This is a genomic window from Micromonospora sp. CPCC 205561 (assembly GCF_036906775.1).
Classification (GTDB): Bacteria; Actinomycetota; Actinomycetes; order Mycobacteriales; family Micromonosporaceae; genus Micromonospora.
The window spans coordinates 26,439-50,748 of record NZ_JBAKHV010000004.1 but is presented as its reverse complement, the minus strand read 5'-3'; the positions used below and the strand labels follow the sequence as shown (position 1 = coordinate 50,748).

Sequence of the window (24,310 nt, the reverse complement as noted above, 5' to 3'; positions counted from 1 at the left end):
CGTAACCAACGAAACAGACCCCGGGATGACATCGCAGCCGGAGCCGGAGCCGGGTTGCGCCACCTTGACCAACCATTCAAGGCTGCCTGACGGCGCGTCAGCAGGAACCGTGCCAATTCACCTTGGTCACGATCACCTGAAGGTAGAAAATATTGCCGCGCGGGGCAGCACAGTGCGTGATCACCGTCGATTCGTTTTGCCACGTGTGGTGGTATTCCAGTTCGACGTTCGCGGTCGTGTAATTGTAAAAGGTCTTCGTCGGGGCGTTGCCGGTCCACGGACCGGTGGTCACCAGGGACGGGGTCTCCGTGGGGCCGGTGTTCACCGGAGCCCAGCTGGGCCAGGCGCAGAAGGTGCCCTGCTGGCAGTTGCCCGGCGGCCACGGTTCCTCGTCCGGCCACGGCCCGCCAGCCGAGGCCGGCGCGGCGGGGACGGCGGCCAGCAGGCCCGCAGCGGACAGGGCGAGAGCGAGGGATTTCAGTCGCACAGTTGCCTCTTCTCCCAGAGAAATCGGTCGATAGGAAAGTTAACAGCGAGATCATTGAGCAGTCAAGTACCTGACGTGACCCGTCCGAGCTTGGAATATTCTGTGTTGCCCCTGAAATTGCCTGTCATCGAGATTTCCCCCATCCCATCAGCGCTGCTCCCGACGACCCGCCCGGGGTTCGGTGCCCGGGGTGCGGTCCCAGGCCGTCAGCGGGGTTTGCGGCCAGCAGCACCCGGTCGCCGGCGGTGAGCCCGCACCAGTGCCGGACGGCCGCGGGTAGGTGGAGGTGGGGGTGGCCCTGGCCGGTGACGGTGAAGACACCCTGCCGGTCCAGCCGGGCGAGGATGATTCTGGAGTCCTCGCGGATGTGCAATCGCGTGCCCGGCCCCATCCGAGGGCCCGGATGACCGTGCGGTCGGCGATCCTGCCGCTGTTGTCGATGGCAGCCAGGCCGTACACCATCGTGCCAGCGCGTGACGTCGACAGGGCCGGCATGGGCAACGACGGGCGGCGAGCAACTCCACCACGTGGCCGACGCTGGCCCTGCTCCCGGTCCGACAGCCGCACGGGAGGGAAGACAGGAGCCACGGAATTATCAGCCCACGACAATCGTCCCCGATCGAGACAGGGTCGATCGGGGGGTAGCTGCGCTGAGATTCGCGTGATCAAGCGTGCTTAACCACAGTACGCGAAACACAGCATGGATGCTGTAATTTGGTGTCCGAGGGGGGACTTGAACCCCCACGCCCTATACGGGCACTAGCACCTCAAGCTAGCGCGTCTGCCATTCCGCCACCCGGACCTGCCCGTCCAGCCTACCCTGTCGGCCGGGGCGGTCAGATCACCCGCCGGCCGCCCTGGTGGGCCGCACGGGGAGTTACTGTACACGTCCCGGATGGATCATGCACATCAGCAACCGGCTGCCGGGTCGGCGCAGGCCGGAAGGCCCTCGTCACCGGCGTCGGCCGTGGCCAACCGGCGGGCCTGGGTAGCGTCCGGCGCCCCTCACGCGGCAGCATGACCACGTGTCCCATCCCTCTCCCCTGGCCGCCGTGCAGCACCGGGCCCTCGCCCTGCGCGCCGCGGGCGATCTCAACTCCGCCCGTCGACTGCTCTCCGACGCCGTGGACGCGGCCCGGCCGCCGTACGGCAAGGATCACCCGGATGTGCTGAGCACCGCGCACCTGCTGGCCCGCCTGCACCGGGAGGCGGACGAGCCGGGGGTCGCGCGTCGGGTGCTGGAGGAGGCTTTCGCGGCCGGCGAACGCCTCTGGCCGCACGCCGATCCCCTGATGCTGGCGCTCTCCTTCGAGCTGGCCGCGGTGGCGGACGAGCTGGGCAACCGGCACGAGGCGCGTCGCAACTACACGCGCGTCGCCAGCCTCGGGCCCGCCGTGCTCGGCGCCGACCACCCGGCCGTACGCACCGCCCGGCAGTATCTCGGCGACGCCGCTCCCGCCCCCCAGCCCGCCCCGCCGGCCGTGCGGCCCGACACGTCGGCGCTCTCCGAGCCGACCATGTCGCTGGCGGTGCTCTCCACCACCTGGCGGCCGCACGAGCCGGCCGCCGTCGCCCGCGTCCCGCAACGACCGACCACGCCGCCGACGCCGCCGCACCTCACCGGCGCCCCGCCGGCACCCCCGCAGCATGCGCCGGGCCAGCCGCACCCGCCCGTTCCGGGGCCGCCCGGCCGTGCCGCCGCCGTGCCCCCGCCGCCGGACCCTTTGCCGCCCCCGTACCCGCAGCAGCCGGCCGCCCACCCGCCGCAGATGCCGCCCGCGCCGCCGTACCCGGCCCCGTCCCGGTCCGCCCAGATCCCGCCTCCGCCGGTGGTGCCCGCCCCGCCACAGCACGGCTGGGCGCCACCGGCCCCACCGCAGGCGCCGCCCCTGCCGCAGGCCGGGCCGTCCCCCACGTCACAGGCCGCCGGGCCCGGGCCGGCGGCCCCGTACGCCACTCCGCCGCAGCGGACCCCGCCGGCGCACCCGACGATCCCGCCGCCACCGATCGCGCCCGCGCCACCGGGGTCGGCCCGTGGCGCTGCCACCGTGCCCGCCCGCGCGCCCGTGCCACCGGGGCCGGGCCGCGCCACGGTGCCGCCGCCTCCGGTGGTGCCGCCATCCTCGACCGACGCCCAGGCGCGGGTGCCCGTGCCGGCGCCCCCGGTCGTGCCGGCGCCCCCCGTCGTCCCGTCGCAACGCCCGGGGACGGCGGCGGGGCCGGCGTCGTCGCGGTCGCCCTGGGCGCCTCCGCCCGTGCCGTCGCCACCGGCCACCACGCGGGGTACGGCCACGCCCGTGCCGCCGCGCCCCGCTCCGCCGGCGACGCCGCCGGCCGTTGCGGGCATGCCACCGGCCGTCCCGGACATGCGGACGCCGCCCCCGGCGGCGGAGGCCGCGGTGTCCGCTCCGCCCGGCGGGGCGAGCGTGGCACCGCCCGCCCCGCCGCCCCCGCGGCACGCGGCGACGACCGCCGGTCCGGTCGCCGCTCCGGAACCCCTGGCCGCCCCCGCGCCGGCACCCGCGATCCCGGGCCGAACGGAGCCGACCGCGCAGTCGGGGGGCGGCGGGCCCCGGCCGGGCTCCGCCGCTCCGCCACGGCAACGGACCGCCGACGAGACGTGCTCACCCGGCGGGCCGCCGGGAAGGACGCCACGGGCCGCCGCGACGCCCTCGGCCACCGGGTCGTCGGCGACGCTGCCCGCAGCCGACGCGCCCCCGACCGCCGGGCCGCCCTCCGGGGCGTCACCCGCGACCGCGGCGACCGCCCAGCCGTCCGCGGCGTCGACCGTGGCCGCGTCGACCGCCAGCCCGTCGTCGACCGGCAGGCCTCCGTCGGAGACGGGGTCGCCCGCAGCCGAGGCACCGTCGACCGCCGGGCCGGTCGCCGCGCCGACGGCGGGGACCCCCGGGGCGACCGGGCCCGCCGCCGAGCCGCCGGTGCCTCCCGTCGAGACGCCACGGGCGTCCGCGCCGGACACGTCGGCGGGGGCGGGCGCACCGGCGCCCGGGTGGGCCAAGCCGACCATCCAGGTCAAGCAGATCGAGCCGCTGCTCGCCGAGGAGATCGCCCGCGCCGCCGGCGGGGCGGCCGGGTCGGGCGCGGCGGAAGGCCAGCCGCGACCGCTACCGGAAACGCCGCCCCTGACCCCTTCCGCGGGCGACCCGCACGCCGCACCGGCAGGACGGCACTCCGCGCCGGTCAGCGCCCCACCAACCGTCCCGACGCCGGTCAGCGCGCCGCCGGCCCACCCGATCCCGAGCCCGCCGGTCAGCGCCCCGCCGGGGCCCGTCAGCGCGCCGCCGCGAGCCGTCAGTTCCCCACCGGCGCCTCCGTATCCGGTCGTTCCGTCCCCCCCGGTGCTCCCGCCGCCGCCGGTCATCCCCCCGCCGGTGAGCGCGCCACCCGGTCTGCCGCGGCAGTTCGCCGCGCCGCCGCAGCGCCCGCAGTCGATGGACGCCCCGCCGGCGGTGCCGCCGCCGGTGAGCGCGCCGCCCGTACCGCCGTGGGGCATGACGGCGCCGCCGTGGAGCAGTACGGCTCCCCCGCAGGCGCTGACCTCGCCGACGGCCGACGAGGGGGCCGACGACCTGGACGTCGAGGAGGAGCTGGAGCGGGCGGCGGCGCAGCGGGCGGAGCCACCGCCGGAGGAGCCGCGTCGGCGGGAGGACGACGAGCCGCCCGCGTACCTCGACATCGACGAGACGTTCCCGATGCGGGCGCAGCCGTACCGGGCCGGATCGGGCTCGGGCGGTTCCGCCCACCCGGCGTCGCCCCTCCCGCCCCCGCCGGTCGTGCCGCCGCCCCCGGCGTACCCCGCGGTGGCGGAGCCCGACGGGGGCGGCCGGAACCGGACGGCGGTGCTCGTCGCGGTGCTCGTCGCGGTCCTGGCCGTCGTGGCGCTCGTCGGCGTGGGCGTGCTGGTGCTCAACCGGGGCGCGGCCGCCCCGGCCGGGCCCACCTCACCGCCGTCGGCGGGGGTCACCACCGGTCCGCCGCCGGGCGGCCTGACGCTCAAGGACGACTCGGCGGCCGTCACCCTGAACTGGACGGACCCGACCAGTGGCGGGGTGCCGTTCATGGTGGCCGGCGGCCGGGCCGGGCAGACGTTGGGGGTGATGGCCACGGTGGACCCGGGTCGGACCAGCTACCGGGTGAACGGGCTGAACTCGCGGGTGGACTACTGCTTCACGGTGCTGGCGGTCTACTCGACGGACTCGTTCGCCACCTCCGGGCAGGTGTGCACCGAACGCGGGGGCGGCACCCCGTCGAGCTGACGGCGCACGCCGGCGGCGCACACGCTGGGTGTCCACAGGGGGACGGTGCGGGTTCCCAGGCCCCCGGCCGGGCCATATGATGGCACCCGGCTCGGGGAGGGTCGCCGGACACGGCGCACCACCTGCCCAGGGACGACACGGGAGGCAGCCGGCAGTGGCCACCATCGATGAAGTCGGGCACGCCGGTGCCGGCACCCCGCGTCCCCGGCCCCGCCGCGTGCGCGGCGGCCTGGTCACCGTCGCGACGGTGGCCGCGCTGCTGGCCGCCATGGGGTTGACCCTGCACGGGCTCGGCGCGGCGGACAACGCGGTGGCGAACTACGACGCGAGCTCCTGGCTGTGGAGTTCCGCGCGCAGCGAGATGGCCCGGGTCAACGGCGTCACCGCCCGGGTCGACACCCGGGTCGGCATCCCGGGTGCCCGCCGGCACCCCATGCAGGTCACCCAGACCGACCGCCTGCTCGTCCTGCGGGACCTGAACACCGGTCAGGTCAGCTCGCTGGACCTGGCCACCCTCCAGATCACCGCGACCACGCGGACCACCCCGGGCCTGGGCGTCAACGTCGCGCTGCACAAGGAGGCCGCGTTCGTCGTCGATGCCGTACAGGGCATCGTCCGGCAACTCGACCCCCGGTCGCTCAGCCCGGTCGGCGAGCCGGTGCGCTACCCGCCGGGCATCACCGGCGGCTCGTTCGACGGCGAGGGCCGCCTCTGGATCGCGGTGCCCGGCGAGGGCACCGTCTCGGCGATCACCGCCGCGGCGCTGCCCTCCGCGCCCGCCTCGGCCGCCGCGGCGGGGGCCGGCCTGAGCCCCAAGCAGGTCGCGACGTACGACGTGGCGGAGGCGAGCCACGAGCTGGTCGTCTCCACGCTGGACGACGGCGTCGCCGTGCTCGACCGCACCGCCGGGGCGCTGGTCACCGTGCAGGGCGGCAAGGTACGCCGCACGCCGCTGACGACGACCGCGCCGGGCGCGCTGCCGGAGCGGACCAGCGGGCCGGACGTGCCCGTGACGGTGCCCGGCGAGCGGCGGGTGCACGTGGTCGACGGCGGCGGCGCGGTGCGGGCGTTCACGGTGCCGGGCACGGGTGACCGGCTCAGCCCGGCCGTGGCGTGGGCGGGCCGGTACTACTGCGCCGACGAGGCGTCCGGCACGGTCTACGCCTTCGACTCGCAGGGCCGGCTCGTCGACACCATCCGGGGCAGGGGCACCGGGCCGCTGGAGCTGGAGGTGCGCGAGAACCACCTCTTCATCAACGCCCCCGAGGCGGCCACGGCGCGGGTGGTGGACGACCGGCACCAGGTCCGCGAGGTCGACAAGTACGCCAACGACGTGCTCGGCGGCGACCCGCCGCCGGCTCCCCCGCCGCCGCCCCCGCCGAAGAAGCCGAAGGTGGGCAAGCCGGGCGCGCCGCGCGCCGTCACCGCCGCCGCCGGCAACGCGCAGGCCCGGGTGAGCTGGCGGCAGGCCCCGGCCAACGGCGCGGAGATCACCCGGTACGTGGTGCAGGGCGCCGGCCAACGGGTGCAGGTCGGTGCCAACCAGCGGGCCGTGGAGATCAAGGGCCTGACCAACGGCGAGACGTACCGGTTCTCGGTGCACGCGGTCAACGCGAAGGGCGAGGGTCCCGCGCGTACCAGCAACCCGGTCACGCCGACGGCCGCGGTGCCCGACCCGCCGGCCGGCGTCACCGCCCGGGAGCGGCCCGACGGCACGGTGCTGGTGAAGTGGCCGGCCGCCGACGGGCAGGGCAACAGGATCGCCAGGTACGTGGTCACCGCCACCTCGGCGGGCACCAACGCCCCGGCGGGCGAGTCCCGCCGGACGGAGCTGGTGGTGCCGGCGGGCGAGCTGGACTACGGCACCCAGTACGCCTTCACGGTGGTGGCGGTCAACGACCGGGGCGCCGGATCGGCGGCCTCCCCGGTGAGCAACACGGTGGTGCCGTACGCGCCGCCGGAGCGCCCCGCCGACCTGCGGGCGACGACGGTGGCCGACCGGCCGGGCACCGTCGCGGTGCAGTGGTCGCCGGCGGTGGCGAACGGCCGCCCGGTGACGAAGTACGTCGTGGACGTGGGCGGGCGCACCAGCGAGGTCACCGACCCCCGGGCCACCGTGGACGGGCTGGGCAACGGCCAGAACGTCACCGTGAAGGTGAAGGCGGTCAACGAGGCCGGCCCCGGCCCGGAGGCGACCGCGACGGCCCGTACGGTGGCCGAGCCCCGGGTCACGGTGACCGGCTCCTCGGCGGCGGCCACGTCGGCGACGGTGACGTTCACGGTGGACGCCGGGGGCGGCAAGGCCACCTGCTCGCTGAGCACGGGCGGTGAGCCGGCCAAGACCGGGAACTGCTCCAGCATCACGATGACGGGCCTGACCCCGGGCACGAAGTACACCTTCACCGTGACCGCGAGCAACGCAGCCGGCAAGGGCAGCGCCACCCGCGCCCAGCCGACCGACGCCCTCTACGGGATCGCGACCTGCAAGAACGGGCCCGACGGCGAGCAGCGGACGTACTGCGACAGGGACGTCGAGGGCCGCAACGGCAACGAGATCTTCAAGGTCACCCGCCAGGACAACGACCAGCAGGCCGGCTGGGCGAAGCCCGGGACCCGGTTGAAGGCGTACTGCAGGAAGTCGGGCGAGAACGTCGACTCCTGGATCTACAACAACCAGAAGCAGAGCACCTGGTGGGTGCAGGTCGCCTACGGGGGGCGCAACTACATCCCCTGGGCCTGGCTCAACCTCGAGGGCGGCGACGACATCGACGTCCTGCCCACCTGCTGACCCACCAGGCAAGGAGCACCACCGCGTGAACACCCCAGAACCGCTCACCCAGGCGGAGGTGCAGGGCTTCGCCGCCCTCGCCGCCCGGCTGGCCGAGAACGTCAACGCGGTGGTGCTGGGCAAGCCGCAGGTGGTACGGCTGGCGCTGACCGCGCTCTTCGCGCAGGGACACGTGCTGCTGGAGGACGTGCCGGGCGTCGGCAAGACCACCCTGGCCCGGGCCGTCGCCGCCACCGTGAAGGGGCAGTGGCGGCGCATCCAGTTCACCCCCGACCTGCTCCCCTCGGACGTTTCCGGGGTGACGATCTTCAACCAGGCCACCCGGGGCTTCGAGTTCCACCCCGGTCCGGTCTTCGCCAACATCGTCATCGCCGACGAGATCAACCGAGCGTCGCCGAAGACCCAGTCGGCGCTGCTGGAGGTGATGGAGGAGCACACCGTCACCGTCGACGGGGTCCGGCACCCGGTGCCGCAGCCGTTCCTCGTGGTGGCGACGCAGAACCCGGTGGAGATGGACGGCACCTACCGGCTGCCCGAGGCCCAGCTCGACCGGTTCCTGGTGAAGCTCTCCGTCGGCTATCCCGACGAGGCGGTCGAGGTGGAGGTGCTGCGCGGGGCGACGGTGCGTTCCCCGGAGGCGCTCACCGCGGTCACCGACACGGCCACCGTCGGGGAGATGGTCCGGATGGCCCGCCGGGTGCACATCGCCGAGCCGCTCTACGCGTACGCGGTGCGGCTGGCAGCGGCGACCCGCAACCACCCGCAGGTGCGGGTCGGGGTCAGTCCCCGGGGCGTGATCGCGCTGACCAGGGCGGCGTGCGCGTACGCGCTGATCGACGGGCGGGGCTGGATCATGCCGGAGGACCTGAAGACCCTGACCGAACCGGTCTTCGCGCACCGGCTGCTGCTCACCCCGGACGCGCAGGTGCGCGGGTTCACCGCCGCCGAGGTGCTGCGCCAGGCGGTCGCCTCGGTGCCGGTCCCGCTGCCCTCGGGCCAGCCGGCCCCGGCCCAGGGCTGACCGGCGACGCCGGTGTCCGCGCTCACCGCCCGGGGTTTCGGGCTGCTCGTCGCCGCCGTCGTGCTGCTCGGCGCCGGCTTCCGCTTCGCGTACCCCGAGCTGGTGCTGCTGGGCACGGCGGCCGGCACCGCCGTCGGCTACGCCGTGACCACGGCGGTCTGGCGACCCCGGCTGGTGGTGGTCCGCAGCGCGGACCCGGACCGGGTGGCGCGGGGCGAGCCGGCCGCGATGACGCTGACGGTGCGCAACGCCGGGCGGCTGCGGTCGGCGAGCCTGGTGGCGGAGGACCGGTGCGGGGACCGGGCCGTCCCGGTGCCGCTGCTGCGGCTGCGCCCGGGCCGGGACACCACGGTCCGCTACGACGTGCCGACGTCCCGCCGGGGGGTGGTGCCGGTGGGCCCGCTGCGGGTGACCCGGCGCGACCCGCTGGGCCTGGTGGCGCTGGCCCGCCCGTACGGCGGCACCGTGCCGGTCTGGGTGCATCCGCGCGTGCACCCGCTGAGCGCGGTGCCGACGGGAGCGGGGCGCAGCCTGGACGGGCGGGTGGACCGCGTGCCGCACGGGTCGATCACGTTCGACTCGCTGCGGGAGTACGTGGTCGGCGACGAGCTGCGCCGGGTGCACTGGCGGACCAGCGCCCGGGTGGGCGAGCTGATGGTGCGGGAGAACGTGGACACCAGCCTGCCCCGGATCGTGGTGCTGCTGGACAACCGGGCGGGCGCCCACCCGGGGCGCGTCGACGGGGTGGCCGAGTCGTTCGAGTCGGCGTGCGAGGCCGCCGCCTCGGTGCTGGTGGCCGCGTACCGCGAGGATCTGCCGGTGGTGCTGCTGCCGGTCGCCCCCGAGCCGCCCGGGGCGGGTCCGGCGGACGACCCCGTGACGCGCGGCGGCGGGCCGCTGGACCTGCTGGCGGCGGCGCGGCTCGCCGACGACGACGTGCTGGGGCCCGCCACGACCCGGCTGCGGCGGGAACGGCTCGGCGACACGCTGGTCTTCCTCACCGGCCCGGGGGGTCGCGAGGACCTGGGCACGGTGGGCGCGCTGCGCGCCGCGTACCCCTCGGTGGTGGTGGGGGTGTTCGGGGCGCGGGGGCCGGCGCCGTCGGGCGCGCCGGGCCTGGTCGTGATCGACGCCGCGGACGGCGCCGCGTTCGCCGCCGAATGGGACGGGGTGCGCAGGTGGTGAGGGCGAGCGGCGCGGTCCGCGACGGCGCGGCGCCTCCCGCCGGCGGCAGCGACGGCGCCCCGGCCGGCGACGGGCGCCGGGCGAGCGGCGCGGGCCGGGCGCTGCCGCGGGTGCTGCGGCAGGCCCCGGTGCCGGTGGCGCTGATCGCGATGATCGGTTTGGCCGGGGCCGTGCTCGGCCGGGTGTACGCCGGCCCGCTGCTGGGCCGGCTGGTGCTGGGGGCGGCGATCGGCGCGGTGCTGGTCAGCGTGGCCGCCCGCCGGCTGCCCTCGTGGCTGGTCGCACCGCTCTCGGTGCTCGCGATGGCCGGCTGGACGGCCTGGTCGCTACGGCTCACCGCGACCCGGGCGGCGCTGCCCGGCGGCCTGGCCGAGATCACCGCCGACGCCGCGGCGAACGGCATCCCCCGGCTGCTGACGGCGATGATCCCGGTGGAACCCACCCCCGACACGGTGCTGGTGCCGCTGGTGGCCGCGTGGCTGGCCGGCCTGGCCGGGGCGGAGGTGGCGCTGCGGGCCGGCCGGGTGCTGCTCGGCTACCTGCCGCCGGTGCTGCTCTACGCCGCCGCGCTCTACGTGGTCGGCCCGAACGCCGAGCCGGCGATCGGTCCGACGCTGGCTCTCGTGGTCGTGGCGGCGCTGGGCCTGGCGGTGCCGGCGGGCGGCGCGGCCACGGCCGGCGGCGACCCGGCGGCCGGCCTGACTCCGGCGGTCCGCGCCGCCGTCCGGGCCCGGCTCGCCGCCGCCACGGCCGCCGGGCTGGTCGTGGTCGTGGCGCTGCCCGCCCTGCTCGGTCCGCTGCTCGCCGACCGGGTCGGGGGGCGGCCGGTGGATCCCCGGCGCTACGTCGAGCCGCCGCAGGTGGAGACGCTCGACGAGAATCCGCTCATCCGCATCTCCGGCTGGGCGCTGAACCCGGGGCAGCCGCTGCTCGACGTGCGCACCGACGGCCCCGGCCCGGCCGTGCCGGGCGGATCGCCCGGCCCGGACCGGGACACCGACCCCGCGTCGGGCACCGACCGGCCGGCGCCGATCCGGCTGGCCGTGCTCAGCGACTACGACGGGGTGACCTGGCGGGTCGGCGCGACGTACCGCAACGCGGGGCGGATCCTGCCGGCGACGGCGCCGGCCCCGGACAGCACGGTGCGGACGGTACGGCAGGAGATCACCGTCGCCGAGCTGAGCGGCCGGCTGCTGCCCGCCGTCGCCACGCCGCGCGAGGTGACCGGGGCGAGGGTGGCGTACGACCCGGCGACCGGCACGCTGATCCGGCCCGAGGGGCTGACCCCGGGGCTGCGCTACACGGTGACCTCGGCCGCGGAGACGCCCGACGGCAACCTGCTCAGCACGGCGGACGTGCCGGCCGGCGAGGAGGTGGCCCGGGTGCTGCGCGTCGCCGACGGGGTGCCCGATCCGCTGCGCCGCCTCGCCGCCCAGCTCGCCGAGTCCAACGGCGCCCCGTACGCGCGGGCCACCGCCGTGGAGCAGTTCCTCGCCGAGCACTACCGCCTCGTGGCGGACGCGCCGAGCGGGCACGCGTACCCGAACCTGAACTTCTTCCTCTTCGGCCCGCGCGACGCGGGCGGCCAGCGGGGCACCTCGGAGCAGTTCGCGGCGGCGTTCGCCGTGCTGGGCCGGTTGGCCGGGCTGCCGACCCGGGTGGTGGTGGGCTTCCGCGCGGCCGGCGACGGCCCGGTGCGGGCGGGCGACGCGTACGCCTGGCCGGAGGTGCTCTTCGCGGGGCTGGGCTGGGTGCCGTTCGACCCGCTGCCCCGGCCCGACGAGGAGCCGCGTCCGGTGGAGGAGGACTTCCGCCCGACGCCGGACGAGCCGCCCCCGTCGGAGGTGCCGGAGCCGACGGTCGAGCCGACGGAGCCGCCCGCCCCGGTGGCCGGGCCGGGCCGGCCGGCCGACGCCGGCGGCCCGTCGACGGCGCTCCTCGTCGGCGCCGGGGCGGTCAGCACGCTGCTGCTGACCGTGGCCGCGCTGCTCGCCCTGCTGCTGATGCGCCGGGCGCGGAGCCGGGCGCGGTTGGAGCGGGGCGACCCCGGCCAGCGGATCGCCGGCGCCTGGCGGGAGGTCACCGACGCGCTGCGGCTGGCCGGGCAGCCGGTCGGCGGGGACCTCTCCGCCTCCGAGGTCGCCGCCCACGCCCGCCGGGCCGTCGCCGACGCCCGGGCCGGGAGGTCCGGTCCCCCGGCCGCCGGCGCCGGGCCCGCCCCGACCGGGGCCGGGCCGCCGCACTCCGGGGACCTCGACGCGCGGGTGGACGAGCTGGCGGGGCTGCTCAACCAGACGGCCTTCGCTCCGGCGACGGCCACCGCGGAGCAGGCCGCGCGGGCCGTGACGACGGCCGGCGACTACGTCGCCGCGCTGCGCGCCGCCCGCCCCTGGTGGCGCCGCGTCCTCTGGGCCGTGCGTCCCGGTCCCCTGCGCTGGCCCCGCTGAGCCCTCCGCGACGCGGCGATCGAGCGCCGTCGCTGCCCCCGGCGCCGGCCACGGGTGCGGCCGCCTCGTGCGCGATTCGCCCGTCAACCCGGAGACCGAGTGGGATTTTGCACTCACAGTGCACTTGTCTCGGCGCCCGGAGCTGCTTAGCGTCGCACCATGCCTGCTTCCTGGACCTTCGCCGTGGCCCGTGACGACCTGAGCCGGACCACCCTCGTCGAGGGCGGGACGCCCGCCCTGTCCGACGGCGAGGCACTGCTGCGGGTCGACCGCGTCGGCCTCACCGCCAACAACGTGACGTACGCGGTGCTCGGCGACTCCATGCGGTACTGGGAGTTCTTCCCGCCGGGCCCCCGCGGGCTCGGGCCACGGTGGGGACTTCCGCCGCTGTGGGGCTTCGCCGAGGTGGTCGAGTCGACGGTGCAGGGGGTCGCGGCGGGGCAACGGGTCTACGGCTACCTGCCGCCGGCGGGTCACCTGGTGCTACGGCCGGACCGGGTGGACGCCTCCGGGTTCCGCGACGCGAGCGCGCACCGCGCCGACCTGCCCTCCCCCTACAACGTGTACCGGTCGACCACGGGCGACCCGGCGTACCGGCCGGACCAGGAGGACCTGCTGGTGCTGTTCAGGCCGCTCTTCTTCACCTCCTTCATGCTTGCCGACCAGGTCGTCGACAACGACTTCTACGGCGCGCGGTCCCTGGTGCTGTCGTCGGCTTCCAGCAAGACCGCGTACGCCGCCGCCTTCGAACTGCACGGCCGAGGCCCCCGCCTGGTCGGGCTGACCTCACCGGGCAACCTCGCGTTCACGCGGTCGCTCGGCTGCTACGACGACGTCGTCTCCTACGACGACGTCGACGCCCTCGACGCCGTACCGACCGCCTACCTCGACCTCTCCGGCGCGCCCGACACCCGCGCCGCCCTGCGACGGCGCCTCGGCGACCGGCTCGTACGCGACGTCGCGGTCGGACTCACCACCCAGATCCCGAACGCCGACGCCGCCGGGGAGGTGTTCTTCGCCCCCGTGCAGATGCGCAAGCGCCGCCAGGACTGGGGGCGCGAGGGACTCGACCAGCGGTTCACCGACGCCTGGCAGCGGTTCACCGGTGTCGTCGGGGCATGGCTCGACGTGCGGACCGGGTCCGGGCCCGACGCCCTGGCGCACGCCTGGCTGGAGGTGCTCGCCGGCCGCACGCCCCCGCGCGTGGGTCGGATCGTCCAACTGTGAACGGTGCCGGCGCGGAACCCGCGAGGGCGGACGCGCCGTTCCGCCCGACCGGTCGCCAGACCCGGGCCCGTGGTCACCCCCGCAGGCGGCGGACGAGCTTGCGCAGGCCGGACTGCCAGCCGTCCGGGTCCTCCGCCTTGCGGCGGGCGTAGGCGGCGACCTCGGGGTGCGGGAGGATCAGGAAACGCTCCTCGGCGAGGCCGGCGACCACCGCGTCGGCGACCTGGTCACCGGTGAGCACCGCGCCGGAGGCGGCGACGACGCGGGCGCCCAGGTGTCCGGCGGCCAGCCCGTCGGCGAGCATCGGGGTGTCCACCCCCTGCGGGCAGAGCGCGCTGACCCGTACACCCTGGTCGCGGTAGGTGACGGAGAGCCACTCGGCGAAGCCGACGGCCGCGTGCTTGGTCGTGGCGTACGGGGCGTCGCCGACCGAGGTCAGCACGCCCGCCGCCGAGCAGGTGTGCAGCAGGTAGCCGCCGCCCCGGGCCAGCATCGCCGGCAGCGCCGCGCGGGCCGCGTAGACGTGCGAGAGCACGTTCACCCGCCAGGCGCGGTCCCAGCCGGCGTCGTCGACCTCGATCCCGCCGCCGGAGGTGACGCCCGCGTTCGCGCAGAACAGGTCGATCCGCCCGTACCGCCGCTCGGTCTCCGCGACCAGCGCGCGGACCTGCTCCTCGTCGGTCACGTCGAGCGCGACGGCGTGGGCGGCCGGGCCGACGCCGTCGGCCACCGCGCGGGCGGCGTCGGCGTCGAGGTCGGCCACGACGACGACGGCGGCGCCCTCGGCGGCGAAGCGCCGGGCCAGGGCGGACCCGATGCCGCCGGCCCCACCGGTGATCACCACCACCCGGTCGGTGAGGTTCACCGCGCCCCGCCCGGGCCCAGCCGCGCGATGAGATCGGGCAGCGCCGCGCCGCCGCCGGCGGCGAGTTCGGGGGTGGGCAGCAGGGCCAGCACCGGCACGTCCACCCCGGCGTCGGCGTAGCGGCGGACCTGCGCGCGGCAGTGCTCCGGTGACCCGTGCAGCACCAGCGCGTCGACCACCTCGTCGGGCACCGCGGCGCCCGCGCCGCGCCGGTCGCCGGCCTCCCAGGCCCGCCACATCGGCCCGAGCGTCTCCCCCCGGCCCAGCCAGCGGTGGAACGCGGCGTACGCGGGGACGGTGAGGTAGCTGGTGATCAGCCGGCGGCCCAGGGCGCGGGCGTGCGCGGCGTCCTCGGTCGGGCAGACGAAGATCCGGGCGACCACGTCGAAGCCGGCCCGCTTCTCGCCGACCTCGGCGAGGGCCCGGGGCACGTCGTCGGCGGCGAGCCAGTTGAGGATCACGCCGTCGGCCTCGGCCCCCGCCAGCCGCAGCATCCCCGGGCGCAGCGCGGCGAGCAGCACCGGCGGCGGCACGGCCGGCCTGCGGTCGAGGGCGAACCGGCGCACGGCGAAGGTGTCGTACTTCTCGTCGACGGTCGCCCCGGAGAGCGCCGCGCGGAGGAACCGCAACACGTCGCGGGTGCGCCGGAACGGCTCGTCGAACGGCACGCCGTTCCAGTTCCGCACGACGACCGGCGAGGACGCGCCGATGCCGAGCGCGAAGCGGCCGGGGGCGGCGTCGGCCAGCGCCGCCGCGCTCATCGCCAGCAGGCCCGGGCCCCGGGTGAAGACGGGCGTGATGGCGGTGCCCAGGCGCAGCCTCGGCTGCCAGGCGGCGGCGAGCGTCAGCGGGGTGAACGCGTCCGCCCCGTTGACCTCGGAGGACCAGACGTCGGTGAAGCCGGCCCGGTCGAGGGCCGCGTAGAGCGCGGCGTGGTCGGCGAGCGGGATGCCGTCCAGCGGCACCGTCATGCCCCATCGCGTCGTCATCGGTCGATCGTGCCCGCTCGACGCGCCGCGGAGCAAGATCCCGTCAGACATACCACAGATCGAAATAGGCTGATGCCTACGCGGCGGCGGGAGCTAGTCTCCATGCGTGACCTTCTCCCTCGTCGCCCGCTCGGCCGACGGCCGCCGGCACGGCGTGGTCGTGGCCAGCAGGTTCCTGGCGGCCGGCGCGCTCGTCCCCGCCGCCGAGGCCGAGGTCGGCGCGCTGGCCACCCAGGCCCACGTCAACCTCGCCTACCGCCCGCAGGGGCTGGCCCTGCTGCGCACCGGGGTGGCCGCGGCCGACGTGGTGGCCGGGCTGGTCGCCGCCGACCCCGAGCGGGACCATCGCCAGCTCGGCGTGGTCGGCACCACCGGCGCGGGAGCGACCTGGACCGGGCCGGGCTGCCACCCCTGGGCGGGGGGCCAGGCCGGGCAGGGTTGGGCGGCCCAGGGCAACATCCTGGCCGGCCCGCAGGTGATCGACGCGATGCGGGACGCCTGGCTCGGCGGCGGGGCGCTGCCCTTCGCCGAGCGGCTGCTCGCCGCGCTGCGCGCCGGGGACCAGGCCGGCGGCGACCGGCGGGGCCGGCAGAGCGCGGGCCTGCTGGTGGTCGAGCGCGGCGGCGGGTACGACGGCACCGGCGACGTCCTGGTCGACCTGCGCGTCGACGACCACCCCGATCCGGTGGCCGAGCTGGGCCGGCTGCTCGGGGTGCACACCCTGCTCTTCAGCCGCCCCGACCCCGCCACCCTGCTCGACCTGACGGGCGCGGTCGCCGCCGAGGTCGGCGCCCTGCTGGCCGCGCTCGGCCATCGCGTCGACCCGGGCCGGCCCGAGGAAGCGCTCTTCGCCTGGGCCGGCCTGGAGAACCTGGAGGAGCGCCTGGTGCCCGGCCGGATCGACCCGGTGGTGCTGGAGCACCTGCGCGGCGCCGCCCGGCACGTGCCAGCGCCCCGCCCGGCGCCGGACGAGCTGGGCGTCGAGGCCTGACCCGCCCGCGCCGCCGGTTCGCGCCGGTCAGCTGCCGAAGGAGAGCCAGCGGAAGCCGGCGGCCTCCACGACGGAGCGCTCGCGGTCGGTGAGGCCGGCGCGGCCGGTCGCCTTGCGGATCAGCGTGAGCCGGTCCCAGCCCAGCTCCGCCGGGACGGCCCGGCCGCCGGTGAGCAGGTCGGCGACGACGGCCGCCGCGCCCGGCGTCAGCCACGGCGGGCGGTCCAGCGCCGCCGCCAGGTCCAGGCCGTGCACGCCGACCTCCACCACGCGGGTACGCAGGAACTCGGCGAGCGCCATCGCGTCGCCGTGCCGGGTGCGCACCACCCGGCCCGGTGGCGCGGCGTCGACGGCGTCGAGGGCACCGCGCCAGGCCCGGTCGAAGTCCGCCACCAGGGCCGGTCCGTCGAGTTCCCGGCCCTCCCGCCGGCCGCTGTCGATCCGGGCGGCGTCCACGGGCGGGGTGAACTTCGCCGCGCCGTAGTAGCGGGCGGCGTCCACCTCCGCGTGGGGCGGGGGCGGCGCGGCGAGCATGTCGACCAGCCGTCGGGCCCCGGTCCGCACGTGCGCCAGCAGCTCGCGTACGGTCCACGGCCGGCAGTCGGTCGGGCGGTCGAAGTCCGCCCCGTCGACGCCGCGCAGCTCGTCGCCGAGGCGTTCGCACTCGTCGCGGAACGCCGCCCGTACCGCCCGCACCGGTCCTCCCCCGTCGCGCCCCTGCCGCACCCGCGGCGGGTCAGCCCTTGACCCGGGGCACCAGCCGGTGCACGGCCGCCAGCACCAGCGCCATCACCACGCCCATGGTCCCGGCGATCCCGGCGGCGGTGCCGGCGTACCCGACGAGCAGCGGCCGGCGGGCCAGCTCGCTGGGCGGGGTGCCGCGCAGGTCGACCAGCCAGGCCAGGGCGAGGCCGCAGGCCACCACCGCCAGTACGCCGCCGACGCCGAGCACCACCGCGGCGACCCGGTGCGCGTCGGCCGACTCCACCTGCGCCTGCTCCCGCTGGGTGATCAGCAGCAGCAACCCGGCGAGCGCCGCCCAGACGCCGACCACCAGGAACGCCGCGACCGCGTCGCTGGGCCGGTGCCAGCCGGCGGAGAGGGTGGCCACCCCGGCGATCGCGGCGTAGCCGGCGCCGACGAAGGCGCCAACCACCCGTACCGTGCGCGGCAGGACGAGCACGAGGGCGACCGCGACCGAGGCGGCGACCGTGGCGTGGCCGCTGGGCAGGCTGTTGCCGGCGTAGATCCGTTCCGGGTCGATGCCGAAGTCGGGCCGGACCAGGGTGTACTTGAGCAGCTGGGTGGTGGCGTTGGCGCCGGCGATCAGCAGGGTGGCCGTGACCGCCAGGGCGATCCGGCCCCGGATCAGCGCGATGAAGCCGATCGTCGCGGTCGCCGCGAGCAGGGAGACGACCGACATGGCGTTGAGGATCCGGTCCACCGGGCCGTCGATGCGGTCCTGGCCGATCCGGTTGCCGGTCAGCGCGACGGTGTCCACCCACTGGCCGACCTCGACGTGCACGGCGACCCGCCAGACGGCGATGAGGGCGGCCGCCTGGACGATCGCCAGGACGACCAACCAGACCGCGGTCCAACCCCTCGGCGTCGCTCGCACCCGCACACCGTAGCGGCCGGTCCGTCCCGGTTCGCGGGTGGCCTGCCGCTCGGCGACCGCTAGGTTGGTGACGGACGTGAGGAGGGTGCGGTGACGCGTGCACGGGGGCGGGAAATGGCGCCGGCGGACCGGCCGGAGACGCTCGCGGACCTGCTCGGCGGGCGCCGGGGGGCGGTCGACGCCACCCTGCCGCCGGTGGCGTTCGCCGCGGGGTGGCTGCTCGGCGGGCACTCGCTCTGGACCGGGGTGGGCGCGGCGGTGGTCGCCGGCGCGGGGCTGGCCGGCTGGCGCCTGCGCCGGGGCGACCGGCCGCGCTCGGTGCTGGTCGGGCTGCTGGCCGTCTGTCTCGCCGCGCTGGTGGCGTTGCGTACCGGCCGCGCCGAGGACTTCTTCCTCGTGCAGTTGCTCTCCAACGCGGCGAGCGCCCTGGTCTGGGTGGTCAGCATCGTGGTGCGCTGGCCGCTGCTCGGGGCGGTGGTGGGTGCCGTGCTCGGGCAGCGGGCCCGCTGGCGGCGCGATCCGGCCCTGCTGCGCGCGTACGGCCGGGGCAGCTGGGTCTGGGTCGCGAGCTACGTGCTGCGGGTGGCGGTGTTCCTGCCGCTCTGGCTGGGCGGCCAGGTGCTCGCGCTGACGGTGGCCCGGGTCGCGCTCTCCTGGCCGTTGGTGGCGGCGGTGCTCGCGGTGAGCTGGGTGGTGGTGCGCCGGTCGCTGCCGGCCGGGCACCCGGGGCTGCGTCACCCGGTCGCCCCCGCCGCGGCGGAGCCGCCGGGCGAATAAGTGGAGAGGCCGCCACGGGGGGAGCGGCCTCTCCGGTGACGTACGTTACTCCGTCAGGGCCTTGCGCGTGATCCCGCGGCGGCCGGTTTTTGCGGGCGTTTTCGCGCCGGCTGCGTATCCGGGTGGTGGGGTGGGTCGGCGGCCCCGCTGCGTCGGCCACGGCCGCCGGCCCACCCCGGCCTGACCGTGGGAGTCAGGCCGCCTGCCGACCGGGCGTCGCTGTTCCCCCAGCCCCGGTCGGCTCCCGGGTGGACGGTCGCGCCGCCCACCCGGAGGAGTCGGCTCAGCCGTTGGGGAACAGCTTGCCGTAGTCGGCGTACGCCATGGCGACGTCCGCCTGCGCCCAGAACCGGTGGTACTTGAACTCCGGCTCGGGGCCGCCGTCGAGGTACGCCTGGACCTTCGGCCAGGCCGGGTCGTTCTTGTAGAAGGAGCGGATGTCCAGGAAGCTCTTGCCCGCGGCGATGGTGTCACCGTTGGGCATCTTCCCCGTCCAGCCCGGCGGCACGTAGAGGCCCTGGCCGGTGCCGGCGTCGTAGACGTCGTCGAAGCGGCGGTAGTCGCCGCGCTTCTCCACGGTGGAGACGCCCTGGGCGTCGCTGGCCGCGTGCAGCGCGTCCAGCAGCCCCTTGGCGGTGGTCTTCGCCGCCGCGTTGCCCGACTTGGCCGCGTACGCGATCAGGGTGCGGGCGTAGGCGGCGGCGATGCCGACGTCCTGGCCCTTCACCGTCACCTCGACGTGCAGGTTGGTGTTGGGCTGCGGGTTGGCCGGGTTCCAGGTGGTCGGCTGGCCGGTCCACTTCATGTCCGACGGGATCGACCAGTTGGTGCCGAGCGTGGTGTTGGCGATCGCCCACGGCACCCACTTGTCGAGCAGGGCCTTGGCCTTGGCGTTGCCGGTCTCCAGGTAAAGCTCGGCGATGCGCTGCATCGACCACGCCTGCATGCCGAACCACTGGTTCGACGGCGGGTCGTTGTAGACCGGGTCGACGTCGTAGTACATGCCGTAGAAGGTCGACGTGCCGGCCGGGGGCTGGCCGTAGTTGCCGCCCCAGCTGTTGGTCGCGCCACCGGCGATGCCGCCCTCGGCGGACTGGAGCCAGGTGTAGAACTCCAGCTGCCGCTCCAGGCTCTTGGTCCAGTCGGTGACGGCGGTCGGCGACTTCGGCTTCAGCTCGTTGACGTTGGTCAGCGCCCAGGCCGCGAACGGGTTCTGGTAGCCGAAGTGGTTGTGGCTGGAGCCGATCCGCCACGACCAGTTCTGGTTCGGCTCGTACGCGCCGCCCCAGGCGTAGTACCACGACATCAGGTAGTGCGCGGAGTCCTTGCCGGTGCCGGCCGGGCAGGCGCTGGCCCCGACGCAGTTGCCGATCTTCTTGAAGTACTTGTCGAACATGGCGTACCGCAGGTAGTCACCCATCTTCGCGGCCTTGGCCACGGTGGCCGCCACGTCGGCCTCCTTGCCCTGCTCCTTGGCCCAGGTCAGGGCCCAGTACGCGGCCTGCACGGCACGGGCGTCGGCGTCGGGGGCGTTGGTGTACTTCCACTGCTTCGCCGGCGCGCTCCCCTCCTTGATGAACAGGTCGAGGTAGCCCTTGCTGCCGCCGTGGACGAAGGTGTCGCAGGACGGCTGCGGCACGGTCTCCCACACCGACTCCTGGGTGCCCCGCTGGAAGGTGTTGATGTAAGCCGGCCGGGTGGTGCCGTCGCCGCAGCGGCCGAAGCCGTAGGTGTTGTCCACGTCGAGCAGCCAGTGCATGCCGTAGATGTCGCCGGTGCCGTAGGTGGTCTGCAGCTCCGCGCGCAGCGGGTCCTGGCCGACCGGTACGGACGGCTCCAGCTGCGACGGGTACTGGCTGGGCAGGTCGTGCTCGGCGGCGTACTGCGGGGTGCCGGGCGCGCCCGCCGTCGGCTGGTCGGCGTGCGACGGGATGATGTACTTCTCCATCACCGTCCAGGCGTTGTTGAACGGCGCCCAGTTCTGGGTCACCCGCCCGTACTGGGCCTCCAGCCACAGCCAGAAGCTGAACGCCTCGGAGGTGGTCTCGTGGCCGTGGTCGGGTGCCTCGACGATCAGCGTCTCGATCGAGTGGTACGGCACGCCCTCGGGGCTGAAGTAGCCCGAGTTCTTGATCTTGCCGTACTGGTCGAGGAAGCGCTTGACGTAGGTGTTGTCCCCGCCGCCGTTGTCGTTGTCGATCTCGGTGGCGGTGATCGCCAGGGGCGCGTAGCCCGTGGCCGACGCGGTGACGGTAGCGGTGCCGCCGAGCGTGTCGGTGTCCTCCGCCGCCGCGACGCTCACGTTCACCCCGGTGTTCCAGTTGCTCGGGGTCAGCGTCACCGAGGCCGGCGAGACGGTGATGTCGGTGTCGCCGGTGCGGGCGAGGGTCACCGGCACGTTGGCCGTGGGCGCCGCGCTCAGCTTGAGGTTGACCGCCGAGCTGCCGCCCTCGGCAACGCTCACCGCCGACGGGGTGGCCACCAGCACCGGGCCGGACGCCGCCGTGACGGTGAAGGACTTCTCCGCGGTGGCGCTCAGGTTCGCGTTGTCGTACGCCTTGGCCTGCACCGTGTACGCGCCGGCGGGCAGGTCCTCCAGCGTGTAGCCGTACGGGGCGGTGGTGTCGGTGTTGACCAGCAGGCCGTTGCGGTAGAACTCGACCTTGCTGATCGTCCCGTCCGGGTCGCTGGCGGTGGCGCTCAGCGGCACGTCGGCGGGGGCCTCGAAGGGGCCGGCCGGCACGCTCAGCCCGACCGTCGGCGGCTGCTGCTGCACGCCGCCGCAGGTCACGCCGTTGACCGAGAAGGACGTCGGCTTCGGGTTGGCGCCGCCGTGCGTGCCGTTGAAGCCGATGCTGGTGGAGGCGCCGGTGCCGAGGTTGCCGTTGTAGGACTCGTTGGTGGCCGTGACCTGGTTGCCGGTCTGGCTCCACCTGGCCGACCAGCCCTGGGTCACCCGCTGGTCGCCGGGGAAGGCGAACTTCAGCGTCCAGCCGTTGATCGGGTCGCCGAGGTTCTTGATGGTGACGTTGGCGGTGAAGCCGTTGTTCCAGTCGCTGGTCGCGTAGACCACGTCGCAGGCGGGGGCGGCCTGTGCGGCGCCGGCCGGCAGGGTCACCCCGCCGACGGCGAGCGCGGCGGCGGCGACCATCGCCAGGCGGCGACGTCTTGCCAGATTTCTCATGTGCGCGGTGTCTCCTCGGACCTGGCCGGGGACGTGGGCCCCGGCGGGGCGCCCTCCCGCGAACGGGGGATTCGGGGCGCCCGGGGATGGTGGTCGCCCCGGCCCGGGGCCGGGGTGCGGCGAAGGGCGCCCCTGGCGGGGGCGGTCACTCCGCCGGCTGCGTCGGATGCCGTACCGGAGACACCGGCTGCCCTCGGCGACCCACGCTTGCGCGATCTGGCTCCGCGTCGCGGTGGCGTCAGTGTGCCATGCATGGAAGCGCTCCCACAATGGTCGGACGCGCACCGGAGCAGCTACATGTTTCGATCTCGTTTTGGGGCTTTCACAAAGCCGTGACGGGCGTTACAGTCGCAGCATCGGTCGATGGGAGCGCTTCCATCGACGGAGTTCCAACTGGAAGATCACCTGGGCCCCGTCCCTGACGGAGCCCGGGGAATCAGCCCGAGGGCTGACGGCGGGCCAGCCCGGACGCCGCCGTCAGCCATCCCGCCAATGTGGAGGGAGGTGGATCCTCTAGCCACTCGCGTGGCCCGGCTCCCGCGCGACACGCACGGCAGGACGCCAATTCCGCCCGTGCGTGTGCAGCAACGGTGGGGACGGGGGTTGCCCTCCCCCGTCCCCACACTAAACCCCCCTGCACGATGGGAAAAGAGGCCGACGGGACTGGCCGTGTCGCCGTTCCGACCGGCCTCGTCCGCTGTCCGCCCGTGCCGCCCGGTCGACGCCCGCGCCCCGGCGCCCCCGGCGTCCCGCGCCCGACCCGCCGAGCGCCGGCGCCACCTCGCGCCCGCGCCCGCGCCGCCCCCACGGGCGCACGCCACACCCCTCCGCCAGCTCCGCTCACCACCGCCCGGCACCGGCCGGGGCGGAGGAGACCGGCCGGCAGCTCCTGCCTTATGCTGGGAGCGCTCCCGGCCCCGGCGGTGGCCACGCAACCACGAGGAGACCCGATGTCCATGCCCAACCGGCGCCCGCCTCACGGCGCCGCGCTCTCCGCCACCGCCCCCAGGGCCGCCGCCACCACCGCCCCGGCCGCCGAGGCCGGCGGGGACCGCTCCGACGGCGGCACGCCGCAGGCCGACGACGCGCCGGCGGCCGGCCTACGCTTCCCCTCGGACTTCGGCTGGGGCGCGGCCACCTCGGCGTACCAGATCGAGGGCGCCGCCAAGGAGGACGGCCGGGGCGAGTCGATCTGGGACACCTTCAGCCGTACGCCGGGACGCACCCGCAACGGCGACACCGGCGACGTCGCAGCCGACCACTACCACCGGTACGTCGAGGACCTCGACCTGATGCGCGACATGGGGCTGCGCAGCTACCGGTTCTCCATCTCCTGGCCCCGGGTGCAGGCCGACGGCACCGGCGCGCCCAACCAGCGCGGGCTCGACTTCTACCGCCGGCTCATCGACGGGCTGCACGAGCGCGGCATCGCGCCGATGGCGACGCTGTTCCACTGGGACCTCCCGCAGGCCCTCCAGGACGCCGGCGGGTGGGAGTCGCGCGACGTCGCACACCGGTTCGCCGACTACGCCGAGATCGTCTTCCGCGCGCTCGGTGACCGGGTGCCGGTCTGGCTGACCGTCAACGAGCCGAAGACCGTGGTGCAGAACGGCTACCTGGAGGGGCACCACGCCCCGGGCCGGCAGGACCCCGACGCCGCGTACCTGGTGGCCCACCACCTGCACCTCGCCCACGGGCTGGCCGTCGCCGCGTACCGCACGACCGGCTCCGGCCGGATCGGCCCGGCGCTGAACCTGCACCCCTGCTACCCGGCCGACGACTCGCCCGCCGCGGCCCGCGCCGCCATCCTCCACGACGGCTACGAGAACCGCCTCTACCTCGACCCCGTCCTCACCGGCCGCTACCCCCAGGACGTGCTGGACGACCTCGGCCCCGGCAGCCGGCTGGTGCGCGGCATCCGCGACGGGGACCTGGCCACCATCTCCGCGCCGGTGGACCTGCTCGCCGTGCAGTACTACACGCCGTACTACGTCACCGCCGACGGCGCGACCGTCCCCCGCTGGCCCACCTCGCAAGCGTCCTGGCAGCAGATCCACCCCGACGGGATGTACGACGTGCTGACCCGGGTGACCCGCGACTACGGCCCGCTCCCGCTCACCGTCACCGAGAACGGGCTGCCCAGCCCCGACACGCTCGGCGCCGACGGCACCGTCGACGACGCCGCCCGGGTCACCTTCCTGCGCGACCACCTCGCCGCCGTGCACCGGGCCGTGGCCGACGGGGTGCCGCTGGAGAGCTACCACGTCTGGTCGCTGCTCGACAACTTCGAGTGGGACGCGGGCTACGACCAGCGCTGGGGCCTCGTCTACGTGGACTACCCGACCCAGCGGCGCGTGCTCAAGCGCAGCGCGCACTGGTACCGCCGGGTCATCGCCGCCAACGGCCTCTGACCGCCCGACGCCGCCACCCCGGCACCGCTGGACGGTCGCCGGG

At 75.7% G+C, this 24,310-nt stretch carries 15 protein-coding genes and 1 tRNA gene; 9 read left to right on the top strand and 7 right to left on the bottom strand.

Annotated elements, in window-relative coordinates:
• Window positions 1-97: 97 nt before the first annotated feature.
• Together V6V16_RS04595 and V6V16_RS04590 are read right to left on the bottom strand one after the other, a co-directional pair.
• The gene (locus tag V6V16_RS04595) at window positions 98-487 is read right to left on the bottom strand and encodes a hypothetical protein (protein ID WP_334559700.1); all 390 of its coding nucleotides are present in this window, start codon (window positions 485-487) and stop codon (window positions 98-100) included.
• A gap of 715 nt (window positions 488-1,202) precedes the next feature.
• Window positions 1,203-1,289: transfer RNA gene (locus tag V6V16_RS04590), tRNA-Leu, on the bottom strand.
• Between the two features lie 223 nt (window positions 1,290-1,512).
• On the opposite strand from V6V16_RS04590, the gene V6V16_RS27860 reads away from it, so the two are divergent.
• The 6 genes from V6V16_RS27860 (at window position 1,513) to V6V16_RS04560 (ending at window position 13,432) form a co-directional block, all read left to right on the top strand.
• Entirely contained in the window at window positions 1,513-4,764 is a 3,252-nt protein-coding gene (locus tag V6V16_RS27860; RefSeq protein WP_442934031.1) for a tetratricopeptide repeat protein, read from the top strand.
• Window positions 4,765-4,918: 154 nt separating this feature from the next.
• On the top strand, window positions 4,919-7,552 hold the full coding sequence (locus tag V6V16_RS04580) for a fibronectin type III domain-containing protein (protein ID WP_334559699.1): 2,634 nt from the start codon (window positions 4,919-4,921) through the stop codon (window positions 7,550-7,552).
• 25 nt (window positions 7,553-7,577) lie between these two features.
• Window positions 7,578-8,573 carry an AAA family ATPase gene (locus tag V6V16_RS04575; RefSeq protein ID WP_334559698.1) on the top strand — a complete coding sequence of 332 codons (996 nt, stop codon included), beginning with the start codon at window positions 7,578-7,580 and terminating at the stop codon, window positions 8,571-8,573.
• 12 nt (window positions 8,574-8,585) lie between these two features.
• Window positions 8,586-9,758 carry a DUF58 domain-containing protein gene (locus V6V16_RS04570; protein ID WP_334559697.1) on the top strand — a complete coding sequence of 391 codons (1,173 nt, stop codon included), beginning with the start codon at window positions 8,586-8,588 and terminating at the stop codon, window positions 9,756-9,758.
• Complete coding sequence (locus V6V16_RS04565) at window positions 9,734-12,205, top strand: transglutaminaseTgpA domain-containing protein (protein ID WP_334559696.1); 2,472 nt, start codon at window positions 9,734-9,736, stop codon at window positions 12,203-12,205. The genes V6V16_RS04570 and V6V16_RS04565 overlap by 25 nt, the downstream gene beginning before the upstream one ends.
• A 159-nt stretch (window positions 12,206-12,364) precedes the next feature.
• Entirely contained in the window at window positions 12,365-13,432 is a 1,068-nt protein-coding gene (locus tag V6V16_RS04560; protein ID WP_334559695.1) for a DUF2855 family protein, read from the top strand.
• A 73-nt stretch (window positions 13,433-13,505) separates the two neighbouring features.
• On the opposite strand, the gene V6V16_RS04555 is transcribed toward V6V16_RS04560, so the two are convergent.
• Both V6V16_RS04555 and V6V16_RS04550 read right to left on the bottom strand, forming a co-directional pair.
• Window positions 13,506-14,297, bottom strand: a complete 792-nt coding sequence (locus V6V16_RS04555; protein ID WP_334559694.1) for an SDR family oxidoreductase — start codon at window positions 14,295-14,297, stop codon at window positions 13,506-13,508.
• Window positions 14,294-15,268: an LLM class F420-dependent oxidoreductase gene (locus V6V16_RS04550; protein WP_334559848.1), complete on the bottom strand. Its 975-nt coding sequence runs from the start codon at window positions 15,266-15,268 to the stop codon at window positions 14,294-14,296. The genes V6V16_RS04555 and V6V16_RS04550 overlap by 4 nt, the downstream gene beginning before the upstream one ends.
• 124 nt (window positions 15,269-15,392) lie before the next feature.
• Here V6V16_RS04550 and V6V16_RS04545 point away from each other — a divergent pair, with 124 nt between their 5' ends.
• Window positions 15,393-16,277, top strand: coding sequence for a DUF1028 domain-containing protein (locus V6V16_RS04545; RefSeq protein ID WP_334559693.1), 885 nt, complete (start codon window positions 15,393-15,395; stop codon window positions 16,275-16,277).
• A gap of 27 nt (window positions 16,278-16,304) precedes the next feature.
• Here the strand turns inward: V6V16_RS04545 and V6V16_RS04540 are convergent, their stop codons facing one another.
• Window positions 16,305-17,003 carry a maleylpyruvate isomerase N-terminal domain-containing protein gene (locus V6V16_RS04540; RefSeq protein WP_334559692.1) on the bottom strand — a complete coding sequence of 233 codons (699 nt, stop codon included), beginning with the start codon at window positions 17,001-17,003 and terminating at the stop codon, window positions 16,305-16,307.
• Window positions 17,004-17,013: 10 nt separating this feature from the next.
• Window positions 17,014-17,901 carry a phosphatase PAP2 family protein gene (locus tag V6V16_RS04535; RefSeq protein WP_334559691.1) on the bottom strand — a complete coding sequence of 296 codons (888 nt, stop codon included), beginning with the start codon at window positions 17,899-17,901 and terminating at the stop codon, window positions 17,014-17,016.
• Between the two features lie 108 nt (window positions 17,902-18,009).
• Here V6V16_RS04535 and V6V16_RS04530 point away from each other — a divergent pair, with 108 nt between their 5' ends.
• Complete coding sequence (locus tag V6V16_RS04530; protein WP_334559846.1) at window positions 18,010-18,672, top strand: DUF3159 domain-containing protein; 663 nt, start codon at window positions 18,010-18,012, stop codon at window positions 18,670-18,672.
• Window positions 18,673-18,955: 283 nt separating this feature from the next.
• Here the strand turns inward: V6V16_RS04530 and V6V16_RS04525 are convergent, their stop codons facing one another.
• Window positions 18,956-21,847 carry a glycoside hydrolase family 48 protein gene (locus V6V16_RS04525; RefSeq protein ID WP_334559844.1) on the bottom strand — a complete coding sequence of 964 codons (2,892 nt, stop codon included), beginning with the start codon at window positions 21,845-21,847 and terminating at the stop codon, window positions 18,956-18,958.
• Between the two features lie 959 nt (window positions 21,848-22,806).
• On the opposite strand from V6V16_RS04525, the gene V6V16_RS04520 reads away from it, so the two are divergent.
• On the top strand, window positions 22,807-24,267 hold the full coding sequence (locus V6V16_RS04520; RefSeq protein ID WP_334559690.1) for a GH1 family beta-glucosidase: 1,461 nt from the start codon (window positions 22,807-22,809) through the stop codon (window positions 24,265-24,267).
• Window positions 24,268-24,310: the final 43 nt, after the last annotated feature.